Source organism: Sphingobium sp. GW456-12-10-14-TSB1 (assembly GCF_059424385.1).
The window spans coordinates 1,082,010-1,095,750 of the sequence record NZ_JBWKZI010000001.1; the positions used below are offsets into that span (position 1 = coordinate 1,082,010).

The 13,741-nt window shown below is 63.8% G+C and carries 13 protein-coding genes; 2 read left to right on the top strand and 11 right to left on the bottom strand.

Features of this window, described 5'->3' with window-relative positions; all coding sequences use genetic code 11:
• Position 1: 1 nt before the first annotated feature.
• The 9 genes from AC07X9_RS05300 to AC07X9_RS05340 form a co-directional block, all read right to left on the bottom strand.
• Positions 2-1,618: a pilus assembly protein TadG-related protein gene (locus AC07X9_RS05300; RefSeq protein ID WP_017182915.1), complete on the bottom strand. Its 1,617-nt coding sequence runs from the start codon at positions 1,616-1,618 to the stop codon at positions 2-4.
• Positions 1,615-2,052: a TadE/TadG family type IV pilus assembly protein gene (locus tag AC07X9_RS05305; protein ID WP_017182914.1), complete on the bottom strand. Its 438-nt coding sequence runs from the start codon at positions 2,050-2,052 to the stop codon at positions 1,615-1,617. Before AC07X9_RS05305 ends, AC07X9_RS05300 begins: the two co-directional genes overlap by 4 nt.
• A gap of 167 nt (positions 2,053-2,219) precedes the next feature.
• The gene (locus AC07X9_RS05310) at positions 2,220-3,119 is read right to left on the bottom strand and encodes a PAS domain-containing protein (RefSeq protein WP_017182913.1); all 900 of its coding nucleotides are present in this window, start codon (positions 3,117-3,119) and stop codon (positions 2,220-2,222) included.
• A gap of 96 nt (positions 3,120-3,215) precedes the next feature.
• A complete protein-coding gene (locus AC07X9_RS05315) occupies positions 3,216-3,437 on the bottom strand; it encodes a hypothetical protein (RefSeq protein ID WP_086485638.1) in 222 nt (73 codons plus the stop codon).
• 30 nt (positions 3,438-3,467) lie between these two features.
• A complete protein-coding gene (locus AC07X9_RS05320; RefSeq protein WP_017182911.1) occupies positions 3,468-4,727 on the bottom strand; it encodes an N-succinylarginine dihydrolase in 1,260 nt (419 codons plus the stop codon).
• Positions 4,724-5,743: an arginine N-succinyltransferase gene (locus AC07X9_RS05325; RefSeq protein ID WP_017182910.1), complete on the bottom strand. Its 1,020-nt coding sequence runs from the start codon at positions 5,741-5,743 to the stop codon at positions 4,724-4,726. Before AC07X9_RS05325 ends, AC07X9_RS05320 begins: the two co-directional genes overlap by 4 nt.
• The gene (locus AC07X9_RS05330) at positions 5,740-6,966 is read right to left on the bottom strand and encodes a hydrolase (protein WP_026002347.1); all 1,227 of its coding nucleotides are present in this window, start codon (positions 6,964-6,966) and stop codon (positions 5,740-5,742) included. Before AC07X9_RS05330 ends, AC07X9_RS05325 begins: the two co-directional genes overlap by 4 nt.
• Positions 6,967-7,063: 97 nt before the next feature.
• Entirely contained in the window at positions 7,064-7,963 is a 900-nt protein-coding gene (locus AC07X9_RS05335) for a DUF481 domain-containing protein (RefSeq protein WP_017182908.1), read from the bottom strand.
• Positions 7,964-8,017: 54 nt separating this feature from the next.
• Complete coding sequence (locus AC07X9_RS05340) at positions 8,018-8,503, bottom strand: RNA pyrophosphohydrolase (RefSeq protein WP_017182907.1); 486 nt, start codon at positions 8,501-8,503, stop codon at positions 8,018-8,020.
• Positions 8,504-8,719: 216 nt separating this feature from the next.
• On the opposite strand from AC07X9_RS05340, the gene AC07X9_RS05345 reads away from it, so the two are divergent.
• Both AC07X9_RS05345 and AC07X9_RS05350 read left to right on the top strand, forming a co-directional pair.
• Positions 8,720-10,096, top strand: coding sequence for a cryptochrome/photolyase family protein (locus tag AC07X9_RS05345; RefSeq protein WP_026002346.1), 1,377 nt, complete (start codon positions 8,720-8,722; stop codon positions 10,094-10,096).
• 36 nt (positions 10,097-10,132) lie between these two features.
• Positions 10,133-11,398 (top strand): SAM-dependent methyltransferase, encoded by a 1,266-nt coding sequence (locus AC07X9_RS05350; RefSeq protein ID WP_017182905.1) that lies wholly within the window; start codon positions 10,133-10,135, stop codon positions 11,396-11,398.
• 4 nt (positions 11,399-11,402) lie between these two features.
• On the opposite strand, the gene AC07X9_RS05355 is transcribed toward AC07X9_RS05350, so the two are convergent.
• Together AC07X9_RS05355 and purF are read right to left on the bottom strand one after the other, a co-directional pair.
• Complete coding sequence (locus AC07X9_RS05355; protein WP_017182904.1) at positions 11,403-12,116, bottom strand: SDR family NAD(P)-dependent oxidoreductase; 714 nt, start codon at positions 12,114-12,116, stop codon at positions 11,403-11,405.
• A 76-nt stretch (positions 12,117-12,192) separates the two neighbouring features.
• The gene (gene purF / locus AC07X9_RS05360; RefSeq protein WP_019052066.1) at positions 12,193-13,671 is read right to left on the bottom strand and encodes an amidophosphoribosyltransferase; all 1,479 of its coding nucleotides are present in this window, start codon (positions 13,669-13,671) and stop codon (positions 12,193-12,195) included.
• Positions 13,672-13,741 lie beyond the last annotated feature (70 nt).

Consider the following 13,741-nt stretch of genomic DNA (forward strand, 5'->3'; position numbering starts at 1 on the left):
GTCAGGCGACGATGGCCGCCATCCCGCACCGCATCTCATGCACGCGCACGTCGGCATAGCCCAGCTGCACGCCAAGCGTCGCCGTCACGCTCGCCAATATGCCGTCCAATAAGGGGGCGGTCGTGGCCAAAAGCGTGCCGATGGCCGGGGCGAGTGGGCTGAGGTTCACGTTGATGCCCAGCACCGACACCTGCACCTGCGTCCGGCTGACCAGACTGGCGGCCAATCCTTGCGTCAGGTCGTTGGTGCTGACGCGCTTGGCTGTCTGCGCGCTGATCTCGGCGGGGGAAAAATGCACATTCTGCGGCTGCACGCCCCCCAGCGCGACATTCGCATAGCCCGTCACTTTCGTGCCAAGCAGTTGCGCCAATAGGGCCGGACGCGGATTGGCGATCAGGTTGAAATTGGTCAGGGCCTGCGTGTCGACATCCGCCAGTGCCGCCGTACCGATCGATGGTTTCACCGCCAGGGTCACGCCCTGGGTCATCGATCCGGACGTGCAATCGATCGCCGACAGCCGGGCTTCCGCCGCTGCCAGTTCCACATAGAGCGGGATACGCACCGACGCGATGCCGGACAGCGCCGTGGCCACGCTACTTTCCAGATAGAGCCGGGTCTGGGCCGTGCGCAGCACGACGGACTTGTCCGCCGTCACGCTCAGCAGGGGGGATCGCACTTGCCCTTCGCCAATCACCAGCATCAGCCGCGTCGATGTCAGCCCCGGCACCGTCACACGCAGGTCCATCGGCACGGATGTTCCCGATGGCGGGCTCAGGATCATGCGCAACATCGAAAAGGCGTCGAGCAGCAGATGGGGTTGCCCGGTTGCGCTCGCTGCGCCCCGCATCGGGCCAAGATCGATGACATCGCTCAGCCGGATCGATCGTCCCGCAATCTTGCCCGCCATGCCCAGCAGCACCGCAGCGCTTTGATTGCCGCCCGCACTGTCGGCCATCGCCCCGATCACGTCGGACAGCGGGATTTCGCGATCGAACAATTCGCCATAGGCCTCATCATCGCGCCCCGTCCTGACCCGCAGCGCATCGGCAACGCCCAGCAGGTCCAGATTCAGGCTGGCGAGACCCTGGCAGTCCATCACCGTCAGGTTCAACTCCGTCCCCGCCAGGCTGGACAACAGCATGTTGGGCAACCCGCCACTGACCGCCGCCAGCCCTGTCCCGATTGAAAAGGCCGCCGCATCCTGTCGCGTGGCGATCGCCCGCGCCCGCAGGTCGATGCCATCGCGACCGACCAGCAGCCGGGCGAAAAACAGGGGCGTGCGCCGTTGCAGTTCGACCCGCATCGCCCCGCCTTCGCCGGCCACGAACCGATCCGCCACCGGCACGGCGCGATCGGCCCGATAATTGCCACCGTCAACGCCTACCAGCGCAACGCCACTGACCCCGCTTTGCCCTATCAACTCTTCTGCCGCGCTGCGCCCGCCGCCGACGGCCGCCAGCGCCGCTGCATCGGCAATGCCCTGCAACTGCCGCTTGGCCAGATATACCGACCCCAGATCCACCGCGACCGTCGCCGCGCCCGCCAGCATGAACAGCGATCCCGCCATGATCAGGCTGATGCCGCCACGCGCCTCTTGGATCAGGCCGCGTCGGGTCATGGCATGGCGATCCGTATGACTGCACTGCGCTGAAGCGTCGTGTTGGACAGGGGAATGGGTGTGGCCGCGAAGATCGGCGCATTGTTGAGATCATAGCTCAGCGTCACCCGATAATAGCCGCCACTCTCCTGCGTGCCGATACTGATGGTCTGCGCGGCGGGCGCGGGGAAGGCGGTGCGGCTGGCGGCGATGCTCTGCTCCACCAGGGCGCGTCGTTCGGCAGCGTCCAGACCGGCGACCGCCGCGCGTGCCGCATCATTGGCGGCCTGTTGCAGGCTGTGGGCCGTCATAAACCAGCTGCCATAGACCAATATGCCAAACAGCAGGCTGATGAGCAGGGGCAGGGCAAAGGCCGCCTCGACCAGCGCGCTGCCCGCTTGATTGCGGGACAGGGCGGCGATCGACCGAAAGCGGAGGGTTGGGCTTTTACGCATAAGGACAGCCTAGCCGGGCGCACTCAACAGCCGGTTTGGTCGGCTGTCGGTGGATAGTGCGCAATTCGCGCAATTCTCCGTCCCACCGATCCGGGCCTTCAATCAATCCTGATCCACTCCCTCCGAAACGGACCATGAATTTGCGCAAAAGCTGCACCCGTCGCCGCTTACCCGGCCTTATCCGTTGCCATTCGCTGCCCTGTCATCACGATCACGGCGCCCTCGATCCCGTAAGTGCCATGCAGCTGCGCGATCGCCGCCTCTACGGGCATGATTTCCCCGCCATTGGTCAGCAGCCGTGTCGTCACCCGCCTGTCACCCTCGCCGCGCAGCACCCGCTCCAACTGCTCGCGAAACTGGGGGCGGGCGGAAACTTCGATAATGTCGGGCAGGCACACGCTCGACAGCCTTTCTTCAGGCAGGCCCATCATCGCGCAGAATGTGTCGTCGGCAATCTCTATGAAGGCGCGCGTCGACACCCGGACATAGCCGACCCCGCCATGCACGCTCATCGCCTTCAGAATCGCCGATTTGACGTCGGCCAGACGGTGACGGCGCATGTCCGCGGTAATGTCGCGCAGCAGCAGGGCGATGCCGTCGCCAAAGGAGAATGTCTCGAAATGCAACCATGCATCGCTGCGAAAGGGGGAGGGGATGTCCGCCGCGCTGGCCTCCCCGGACGCCAGGCTATGACGTATATGGGCTTCCGTCAGCGCACCGGCAAATTCGGGCAGCGCTTCCCATAGCGATCGTCCTTCCAGGTGCCGGTCCCACCGCTTGGTCATCGCCAGCGCCACGCTGTTCACATAGTCGATCGTCAGGTCGCTGCGGCACAGGATCAACCCCTGATGGATGTGGTTCGCCAGTTCGCGCATCCGGTCGGGGGCAGGGGCGGGACCATCGCCGACGCCCAGATTGCGGAAACTCTCCACCCCCATGAAGATATGGGTCTCGCGGCCATGATGGGTGATCATCACGGGTTCACGCGCGCCGACCTCCCGCCAATGGGCGAAATTGCGCACCAGTTCGGCGGCGGCGACGCTCCGCCCGCGACGATCATCCAGCATGGCTTCTTGGCTCCCGGTTCCTGTCAGGAAACCAGGATACAGCGCCGGATCAAAAGGTGAATCGACAGACCACTCCGTTTCGGAGGGGAGGGTGGCTCAGCTGCCGTAAGCGCGCTGATAGTCCAGCGCGTCGACCATCTTGCCGCCCGCCATGAACACAGCGCCAGTGCAGGCCAGCGCCAGCAACTGACCGCCCAGGCCGGGATATTGCTGCATATAGACCAAACCGCGTTCAGACGCGCCCAGAGCCAGCGCATAGATGATCAGGAACGCCTCGAACTTGGTCTTTATCGTGAAAAGGCGTTTGATGCGTCCCATTATGATCCCACCTGGCGTTGCGGCCCGCCGCTAGGGGATTAGATCGCCTGAAAGCTGCAAATGGTCAACAAGGGTTAACCATGATTGTTCGATCCGGGCGATCAGCCGTGTGTCCGCCAGGTCATCCGGCGCAATCTGTTCGGGCCAATAATCACTGACGATCCGCGCAATCGCGTCCAGCTTGCCCTCGTCCATCATGAAGCGCGGGTCGATCGTCGCCGGGTCCGCCACCACGCGCAACCGCAGGCAGGCCGGGCCGCCGCCATTGGCCATGGACTGGCGCACATCCACCGGCACCAGTCGACGGATCGGCCCGTTGCCCGCCACCATCTGCTCCAGCCATTGCCACACGGCAGGGGTTTCCTGCGCCTCGGTCGGCAATATCAGCGCCATCCCGCCATCGGGCAGCGTTACCAGTTGCGCGTTGAACAGATAGGATTTGATCGCGTCGGCCAGGCTGACCGCACTGGCCGGGACTTCGACAATCTCGACACCGGGCATGACCGCGCGCAAGTCGGCGTAGAAACCCGCCTTGTCGGCAAAGGCGAGTTCATGCGCGAACAGTACCCGTTCATTGGCGACGGCCACGACATCATTGTGAAACGCCCCCGCCGCGATCGCCTCTTCGGACTGCTCGACAAACAGGGTCCGGGCTGCGTCCAGCCCATGTAGCCGCGCCACGGCCTTGCTCGCTTCGAGATGCTGGCGCGCAGGGAAGGGGCCGCCCGACCGGCCATAAACGAATATCTCCACGCCTGCCGCGCCATGATGGTCACACAGCCGCATATGATTGGCCGCGCCCTCATCACCGAAAGGCGCAGGTACCGGGGCATGAACCGCAAAGGCGCGGGGATCGGAAAAGGCGACCCGCAACTGCGCCAGCGTCTGCGGCCATTCATGGCTGCGATGCGGCATGGTGACGAGGTTCGCGACGGTCAGGTGCGTTCGCCCATCGGCGGTATCGCTGGCGGGGGAAACCGTTGCTGCATTCGCCGCCCACATGGATGATGCCGACATCGCAGCCGCGCGGATATGTGGCTCGGCCGCGCCAATATCCGTCCCCAGTTGCGCCAGCCATGTCCCGTCGGGCCGCCATTGCGGCAGGAATATCCCCTGCGCCAGTCCCAGCCTGACATTGCCGCGCATCTTCTCGATACCCTGCAATGCGGCCGCGCGCGGATAGGCGATCGCCCCGGCATTGCGGGACGAAGCCAGATTGCCCAGGCTCAGTCCCGCATAATTGTGGCTCGGCCCGATCAGCCCGTCGAAGTTGATCTCGGTAACGCTCATGCCCGTCCCGCCATGGTAAAGCTCTGCCCCGGTTCCAGATGCAGTCGCGCCGCGCTTGCCGCGTCCAGCGACACCACGCCATCCTCATCCTCGATCACTAAGCCATAGGTGCAGCGATAATCGGCCAGCGTTCCTGTCGACACCAGCATCTTGACGCCGCCCTTGTCGTGGCAGCATGACAATATGACGTCACGCGCCGCCGCGATCGTTTTCAACTGGTCGATCTGCCCCACCATCGTCGGCCCGCCGTCGAAAATATCGACATAGCCCGCATTGATGAACCCTTCCGTCTCCAGCATCCGCATCGCCGCCCGGCCATTGGGGTGGGGCAGGCCGATGACGGCGCGCGCGCTGTCGGTCAGCATCGCGGTATAGATGGGCGTTTTGGGCATCAGGTCGGCGATGAACTGGTTACCATTGACCGCGTTGAACTCGTCCGCCTCCTGAAAACTCATGCCAAAAAATCGCCCGGCAAGCCCATCCCAGAAAGGCGATCCGCCAGCCTCGTCAATCACACCGCGCAGTTCCGCGATGATACGGTCGCCAAAGCGTGGCCGATGCCCGCGAATGTAAAGATAGCGGCTGCGCGCCAGCAGCAGGCCCAGCCCCTCCGCCCGTTCGCGCGGATGCAGGAACAGCCCGCCTACTTCGGTCGACCCTTCCAGATCGGTCGTCAGCGACAGCATCTGCGCCCGGAACGTCCGCGCCAGTTCCCGGCTATGCTGGGTCAACATGCCCAGCCGATAGGAGTAGAAGGGCCAGCTTTGCCCGACGGTCGAAAATATCTGGCATGTGCCGCGCACCTGCCCCGTCTCCGTATTCTCCAGCACCAGCACGATCAGTTCGTCCTTGATGCCTTCCCCGGTGCGGGCCAACGCAGTCGCGGTCCGCTCCAGCTTTGCCGACAGCGCCTTGCGATCAGGCGGCAGGTTGGTGAAGCCGCCACCCGTCAGCTTGGCCATCTCGTACAAGGTCTGCAAATCGTCCGCGCGCGCGGTACGCATGATGAAGCTCAAGCGATCATTCCCTCTCTTTTATATTGTCCTTGCGCGATCCGCAGCAGCGCCAGCGCAGACAGTTGCGCCCGTTCGGCCAGACTGTCGGTCAGCAGAAATTCCGCGTCGCTATGGATGCTGCCGCCGCGCGCGCCCATTGTGTCGACCACCGGCACGCCGCACGCCGCGATATTATTGCCGTCGCATACCCCGCCCGTGTCGCGCCAGCCGATCGGCAGGCCCAGTTCCGCGCCGCACCGCTGCACCAGTTCGAACAGCGCCAGCGCCTTGGCGTCCATCGGCTTGGGCGGTCGGCCAAAGCCGCCATGGCAATGCAGGCTGACGTCATGCTCGCGCGCCACATCGGCGATCGCCCGGTCCAGCAACGCCTGCGCCGCACTCTCGTCTGCGGGCGTCATCGGCCGGAAATTCACGCGCAACACCGCATGATCAGGAACGACATTGTTCGGCCCGCCGCCGTCGATCCTGGCCGGATTGCAGGAAAAGCCCTTGCCGCTCGCCGCCTTCAGCCTCAGCGCCAGATCCGCCGCTGCCAGCAGCGCGTTGCGCCCATCATCGGGATTGCGCCCGGCATGGGCGCTGCGCCCGGTGACGATGATCGAAAAATTGCCGCTCCCGGCCCGCGCGCCCGCCAGCGTGCCATCGGGCAGCGCAGGCTCATAGGTGAAGGCGGCCAGCTTTCCCGCCGCCGCCTGCTTCAGCAGCGCGGCAGAAGAAGGACTGCCCACTTCCTCGTCGCTGTTGATGACGACATCATAGCCCAGCCTTGCGGCCTCTTCCGTTTCCTCGAACGCGTGCAGCGCCGCCAGCATCACCGCCAGCCCGCCTTTCATGTCCGCCACCCCCGGTCCGTTCAGCACGCCCGGCTCCAGCCAGCGCAGCGTCTGGAAAGGATGATCGATCCCGAACACCGTATCCATATGCCCCGTCAGCAGCAGGCGCACTCGCGCATCCGGGCGAACCGACAGGTGGAGGTGGCGACCCGATGCGATGCTATCGATCCGCCCGTCGGCGGTGACCGTCTCGACTGGCGTGGCGTCCACCAGTCTTATGTCACCGGGTAGCACGGCAAAGGCGTCGGCCAGCAATCCGGCCATCACCCCCAGTCCATCCAGATTACGCGACCCGCTGTTGACAGCGGCCCAGGCCTGCACCTGCGCCAGCATCGGCGCATCTGCCGCATGGTCCAGCAATGTTCGATCGAGCGATGATAAAAGCGTCATCCCGCCGGGTCTATCAGACCCCGCGCTGTGTCTCCACCCCTCTGACAGCGTAGTCATGCGTCAGCCTGGAATGTGACAATCCGATCTGGCCGATGGCCTAAAAATCGTAACTCAAAGTCACCCGGCTGAGCGTGTTGAAATTGCGCGACGACAATAATGTCTCGGACTCATACTGCACGTTATAGGACAGCGCGGCCGACCAGCGCGTCGTCACCTTCGTCTCCATCGACGTCAGCGCGTTGAGCGAATAGACGTCGCTCTCCGCATAACCGGCGGCGGTCTGCTTGAATGTCAGGGTGGGACTGGCCCGCCAGGCCAGCGCCATCGATCCACGGGCGCCCAGCTTGGTTTCCCGCACCCCGATCAGATATTTGGCGTGTCGCACCGAAGGGCCGATATCGACCAGCAGGTCGACAGGCTTGCTCACGATCAATTTATAACCCACCCCCGCCGACGCGGTGTAACGCTCGTCATAGCCGATGGACGTGTCCCGCTCGAACTGGGCAAGCCCATAGGCAAAGCCGCGCGGATCGAACTGATATTTGGGTTCATAGCTGGCAAAATAGCGTTCGCGCGACGTGACGCCATTGGCGCGGCGATAATCGGCGGACGCGCTCAGCTTGTGCGACCATTGAAGGCCATTGCGGGTTGCCGTCGCGGATGCGCTGATCCCGATTTCGCTGGTAGAGCCGGTCGATCGGAACCCGCCCGCTTCGACCCGTCCGGTCCACAATTCGGCGAAGCTCGCTTCGCGAATCACCGTGTCATGGGTGGCCTTGGTTCGCTCTTTCCAGCTGTTGACGAGTTGCTGGATCTCGTCCGCTGAACCTGGGTTGGTCTGACGGGCGATCTTCGCGACGGTCGCGATGTCCGTTTCATTCCCATTGGCAATCGCCGCCTCCAGCATTTCGCGCACTGTTGGCGGCAACAGGGTCGTATCGGCGGCATGGACCGGAACGGCGAAGAGCAAGGCGACGGGGATCAAACAGCAGCGCATGTGCGTGTCATAGCTGCATGACCGCAAAGGTTAACCCCCAAAGCGACAGGTCGCTCAGATAAGCGCCCTGAACTCCGCCAGAATGTCGCGGTACAGCTTGCGCTTGAACGGCACGATCAGCTCCGGCAGCGTCTCCGGATCGGTCCAGCGCCATTCACGAAATTCGGGATGCTCGGTCTGGATATCGATATGCTCGTCCTGCCCCAGGAAGCGAGCCAGGAACCAGATCTGTCGCTGGCCGCGATATTTGCCGCCCCACAGCTTGCCGACCAGTTCCGGCGGCAGATCGTAGAAATGCTCGTCCTTGGTCGTCGCGATGATCTTGACATGATCGGCGATGATGCCGGTTTCCTCATGCAATTCGCGAAGCGCCGCTTCCCTTGCCTCTTCGCCTTGGTCGATGCCGCCCTGCGGCATCTGCCAGGCTTCGACCATATTATCGAGCCGTTGGCCGACGAAAACCTTGCCATGCATGTTGACGAGCATGATGCCGACGCAAGGTCGGTATCCGCGTTCCTGTTCTTCGGGCGTCGAAGCCATTTTGTCCCCTGATTACGCTATTTCGACCGCGACATACCTCCCGGAGCCGCCGACTTTTTCCTGTTTCTCCCGCCAAGGATAGGCGGCATGGCTGCATCCGTCCATTGATCGAATCGCAACGCGATGGATTTGGTCGCCACAAATATGGCGGCCTGCCTTGGCAAGATGCTTTATAGGTCGCTTGGAACCGGCATGATCCGGCTGCATTGCAGGATGATGACCAAACCCGTCCTGCTCTGGCTCCGCCAGGATCTTCGCCTGTCGGATCAGGCTGCGCTGGTCGCCGCTGTCCAGGCAGGGCCGGTGATCCCTCTCTATATCCTAGACGATGACACGCCGCGCCATTGGGCAATGGGCGGCGCGGCGCGCTGGTGGCTGCACCACAGCCTGTCGCGGCTGGACGAAAGCCTCCGCGCGAAAGGATCACGCCTCATTCTGCGGCAGGGCAAATCGGCGGACATCATACCGCAGGTCGCAAAGCAGGCGGGCGCCGACAGCGTATATGCGCTCCACCACTATGAACCCTGGTGGCGCAACGCGGAAAAGGCGGTCGGCAGGCAAGTGGACCTGCACCTTCATGATGGCGGCCTGCTCCTGCCGCCCGGTGCGGTACGGACAGGGGGAGGGGGCATCTATCGCATCTATACGCCTTTCGCCCGCGCGGTGATGACCCACATGCCCCCGCCTGCGCCTTGCCCCGCCCCGGACGATATTCCCGCGCCATCATCCTGGCCGACGAGCGATTCGCTGGACGACTGGGCGCTGCTGCCGACCAGCCCAGACTGGGCGACCGGCTTTTCAAAGGACTGGACGCCGGGAGAGGCCGGCGCGCAGGCCAATCTGGAAAGCTTCGCCGATGAAGCGCCTGACTATGCCACCGGCCGCAATCTGCCCTCGATCGAGGGGACGTCCCGCCTTTCGCCCCACCTTCATTTCGGGGAAATCTCCCCGGCCACGGTCTGGCATCGCCTGACAGGTTCGGATGAAGGAACAACAACCTTCCTCAAGGAACTGATCTGGCGCGATTATGCACATAACCAGATCGTTGAGCGGCCCGACTATGGCTCCGCCAACGCCCGCGCGGATTTCGACGCGCTGCCCTGGCGCGACCTGAGACAGGCGAAACGTGATTTCACTGCTTGGCAGCGCGGCTGTACAGGCTATCCGATTGTCGACGCCGGGATGCGCCAGCTTTGGGCGACGGGCTGGATGCATAACCGCGTCCGCATGATTGCGGCGAGCTTCCTGATCAAGCATCTGCTGATCGACTGGCGTCACGGTGCGCGCTGGTTCTTGGATACGCTGGTCGATGCCAGCTACGCCAACAACAGTGTCAACTGGCAATGGGTGGCGGGCAGCGGGGTGGATGCCAATATGTTCGTCCGCATCATGGCCCCGCTGGTCCAATCGGAAAAGTTCGACGCGGCTGCCTATATTCGCCAATGGGTGCCGGAACTTGCCGACCTGTCAGACACCCATATTCATGACCCCGACGCCCATGGCGTCCGTCCCCCGGCCTATCCGGCAAAGATTGTCGGCCATCGCGAAGGCCGCGAACGCGCGCTGGCCGCCTATCGCGACGTTAAGGGATGATTGCAGCCCGGCCCGGCTTGATGCAAGATTGACGTCATGAATGCGATCGATCCCCGGCGCGGCAAGCGCCCCCTGTCCGTACGGCGTCCGCCGCGATCGGGGGCCGTCAGTGCGTTCGCCCGCATGATCGGCCCGCAATTTCACCGCCTGCTCGATCGTATCGACCAGGGGCTGGAGCAGGGGGCGATCGACGCCACCCTGCCGGATGGCACGCGCAGGCTGTTGGGCGGACGCGCGCCGGGGCCGGAATGCACGGTGCACCTGTTGCACTGGCGCGCGCTGTTGCGACTGGCGACGGGTGGTTCGTCCGGTTGGTATCGCGCCTGGGCGGCGGGCGAATGGACCAGTCCCGACCCGGTGCCGCTCTTCGCGCTGTTCATGGCGAATGCGGTGGCGCTGGGCAAGGCTGCCCGGCCACGCGGCCCCGCCCGCTGGGCCGGGCGCTTGGCGCATTGGGCACGTCGCAACAGTCGTCGCGGATCGCGCCACAATATCGCCTTCCACTACGACCTGGGCAATGATTTCTACCGCCTCTGGCTCGACCAGAATATGCATTATTCCAGTGCCTTGTTCGCTGGTCCTGACAGCCGGATCGAAACCCTGGAACAGGCGCAGCGTCGCAAGGTCGACGCGATCCTCGATCGGCTGGACCTCGCCGATGGCGCGTCGCTGCTGGAAATTGGCTGCGGCTGGGGCGGGTTGGCGGAGCAGGCGATGGAACGCCATGCGGTCCGCTACACCGGCCTAACCTTGTCGACGGAACAGGCCGATTATGCCCGCGATCGCCTGGGGTCGGGTGCGGAGATTTGCCTGACCGACTATCGCGACGCGCAGGGGCAATATGACGCCATCGCCAGCGTCGAAATGGTGGAGGCGGTCGGCCAGCGCTATTGGCCCGACTATCTCGCCGCCATCCATCGCCTGCTCAAAGCGGGCGGTCGCGCGGCGATCCAGTATATCCTGATCGATGACGCGATCTTCGATGGCTATGCGCGAAGCGCCGACTTCATCCAGACCTATATTTTCCCCGGCGGCATGCTGCTCTCCGAAAGCCGCTTCCGCGCTCTGGCGGAGCAGCAGGGCTTTGTCTGGCAGGATGTGGAGCGCTTCGGCCTCGACTATGCCGAAACGCTGCGCCGGTGGCGCGAACGGTTCGACCGCGTCATCGACGAAGGCCGGCTGCCCGCCAGTTTCGACCAGCATTTCGTGGCCTTGTGGCGCTATTATCTGATGTATTGCGAAGGCGGTTTTCGTGGCCGGGGCATAGACGTGGCCCAGGTCACGCTGGTCAAGCCCGCCTGACGCCTCAGCGCTCGATCCGCACCCGATGCCCGGTCGGCGTGTCCGCCACCACCAGATCGACAATAGCGTCAGCCGCCACTTCCGGTTCCTTGACCGTCGCAGGATCTTCACCGGGAAATGCCCGCGCGCGCATCGCCGTGCGGGTCGCAGCCGGATCGACGATATGCGTGCGGATGGCGGAGATATTCTTCATCTCCTCGCCATAAGCTCCTACCAGCGTCTCCAGCGCGGCCTTGGACGCGCCATAGGCGCCCCAATAGGCACGGGGCGTTGCGACCGATGATGTCAGCGCCACCACTCGCGCATCCTTGCTCGCCCGCAACATCCGGTCGAACGCCGCGATCAATGCTTGCGGCGCGGCGATATTGAGCGTCAGCAGTCGCGCAAATTCCTTGGCGTCGATCGCGGGCACTGCGGCCAGCGATCCCAGCGTCGCCGCGTTCAGCACCAATATGTCCAGCGCGTCCCAACGCCCGGCAATCGCCTGGGCCAGCCGCCCGATGCTTTCCCCGTCGATCAGGTCCAGCGGCGCGATCGTCGCGTGGCCGCCCGCCTTGTGGATCGCATCCTCCACCTCTTCCAGACCCCCGGTGGTCCGCGCGGTCAGCACGACATGCGCGCCCGCCACCGCCAGCGCCTTGGCCGTCGCTGCTCCGATGCCGCGACTGGCCCCGGTTACAAGCGCCAGCTTGCCAGAAAGAGGAAGCGTATCAGTCATATGTCCCCATATTCCAGCGAACGCCGGAATTCCTTTTACATGCGGCAATAGATTACAGGTTCGCCCGACCGAGCGTTCAGGCGACCCGCTCGGCCAGCAATTCCAGCTGGTTGGTGACCACCACATCGTCCTGATCGGTCAGGGTCGTGGGATAGTCGCCGGTGAAGCAGGCATCGCAATATTGCGGCCGCCCGTCCGCGCGTTTGGCTTCGCCCAGCGCCTTGTACAGGCCATCGATCGAGATGAAGGACAGGCTGTCGGCATGGATGAAATCCTGCATCCCGCCCACGTCCAGCTTGTGCGCCAGCAACTTGGTGCGTTCGGGCGTATCCACGCCGTAGAAGCAGCTATGTTTGGTCGGCGGAGAGGCGATCCGCATATGCACCTCGGCCGCGCCTGCCTCGCGCATCATCTGCACGATCTTGAGCGATGTCGTCCCGCGCACGATCGAATCGTCGATCAGCACGATCTTCTTGCCCTCGATCAGCGCCCGGTTGGCGTTGTGCTTCAGCTTCACGCCCAGATGGCGGACCTTGTCGCCCGGCTGGATGAAGGTGCGGCCGATATAGTGGGACCGGATGATGCCCAGTTCGAACGGTATGCCCGATTCCTGCGCATAGCCGATGGCGGCGGGAACGCCGCTGTCCGGCACGGGGATCACATAATCCGCCTCGACCGGGTTTTCGATCGCCAGCTGCGCGCCGATCGCCTTGCGGACCGAATAGACGCTGGAGCCATCGACGATCGAATCGGGTCGGCTGAAATAGACATGCTCAAAAATGCAGGGGCGCGGATGCACTTCGCCAAAGGGGCGGTGTGATCGTATCTCGCCCGAATTGGTGACGATCACCAGTTCGCCTGGATCGATCGAGCGGATATATTCAGCGCCCACCACATCGAACGCCACGGTTTCGGACGCGAACATGATGGTGTCGCCCAGCTTCCCCATGACCAGCGGTCGGATGCCCAGCGGATCGCGGCAGGCGATCATGCCTTCAGGCGTCATGACGATCAGCGAATAGGCGCCCTCGACCTGCTTCAGCGCATCGATGAACTTGTCGAGCAGGGTGCGATAGCTGGACGTCGCGACCAGATGGATGATGACTTCGGTGTCGGACGTCGACTGAAAGATCGAGCCGCGCCGAATCAGCTCGCGCCGCACCTTCATGGCGTTGGAGATATTGCCATTATGGGCAACCGCGAATCCGCCAGAATTCAGTTCCGCATAGAGCGGCTGGACGTTGCGCAGCGATGTTTCGCCAGTGGTTGAATAGCGCACATGGCCGCAGGCCGAACCGCCCGGCAGGCCGCGAATCACCTCGTCCCGGTCGAAATTGCCCGCGACATGGCCCATGGCCCTGTGGGTATGGAAATCATGCCCGTCCCAGCTGGTGATGCCTGCGGCTTCCTGCCCCCGATGCTGAAGCGCATGGAGGCCGAGCGCGACGATAGCAGAGGCCGTGTCAGCGCCAGAAACGCCGAAAATGCCGCATTCTTCGCGCAACTTGTCGTCGTCGAAAGGGTTGGTCGTGATCATGGGTGTGAGCGGGTCCATAGCCGTTCCTGCCCGACGCCAAGGGCCGGGCTTTGGCGCGCATATAGTCACTCTCGTCCGCTTTGTCGCC

Coding starts and splice junctions, on each gene's coding strand:
- AC07X9_RS05300 (WP_017182915.1), bottom strand. CDS start 1,618: ATGACCCGACGCGGCCTGATCCAAGAGGCGCGTGGCGGCATCAGCCTG.
- AC07X9_RS05305 (WP_017182914.1), bottom strand. CDS start 2,052: ATGCGTAAAAGCCCAACCCTCCGCTTTCGGTCGATCGCCGCCCTGTCC.
- AC07X9_RS05310 (WP_017182913.1), bottom strand. CDS start 3,119: ATGCTGGATGATCGTCGCGGGCGGAGCGTCGCCGCCGCCGAACTGGTG.
- AC07X9_RS05315 (WP_086485638.1), bottom strand. CDS start 3,437: ATGGGACGCATCAAACGCCTTTTCACGATAAAGACCAAGTTCGAGGCG.
- AC07X9_RS05320 (WP_017182911.1), bottom strand. CDS start 4,727: ATGAGCGTTACCGAGATCAACTTCGACGGGCTGATCGGGCCGAGCCAC.
- AC07X9_RS05330 (WP_026002347.1), bottom strand. CDS start 6,966: ATGACGCTTTTATCATCGCTCGATCGAACATTGCTGGACCATGCGGCA.
- AC07X9_RS05335 (WP_017182908.1), bottom strand. CDS start 7,963: ATGCGCTGCTGTTTGATCCCCGTCGCCTTGCTCTTCGCCGTTCCGGTC.
- AC07X9_RS05340 (WP_017182907.1), bottom strand. CDS start 8,503: ATGGCTTCGACGCCCGAAGAACAGGAACGCGGATACCGACCTTGCGTC.
- AC07X9_RS05345 (WP_026002346.1), top strand. CDS start 8,720: ATGACCAAACCCGTCCTGCTCTGGCTCCGCCAGGATCTTCGCCTGTCG.
- AC07X9_RS05350 (WP_017182905.1), top strand. CDS start 10,133: ATGAATGCGATCGATCCCCGGCGCGGCAAGCGCCCCCTGTCCGTACGG.
- AC07X9_RS05355 (WP_017182904.1), bottom strand. CDS start 12,116: ATGACTGATACGCTTCCTCTTTCTGGCAAGCTGGCGCTTGTAACCGGG.
- purF (WP_019052066.1), bottom strand. CDS start 13,671: ATGGACCCGCTCACACCCATGATCACGACCAACCCTTTCGACGACGAC.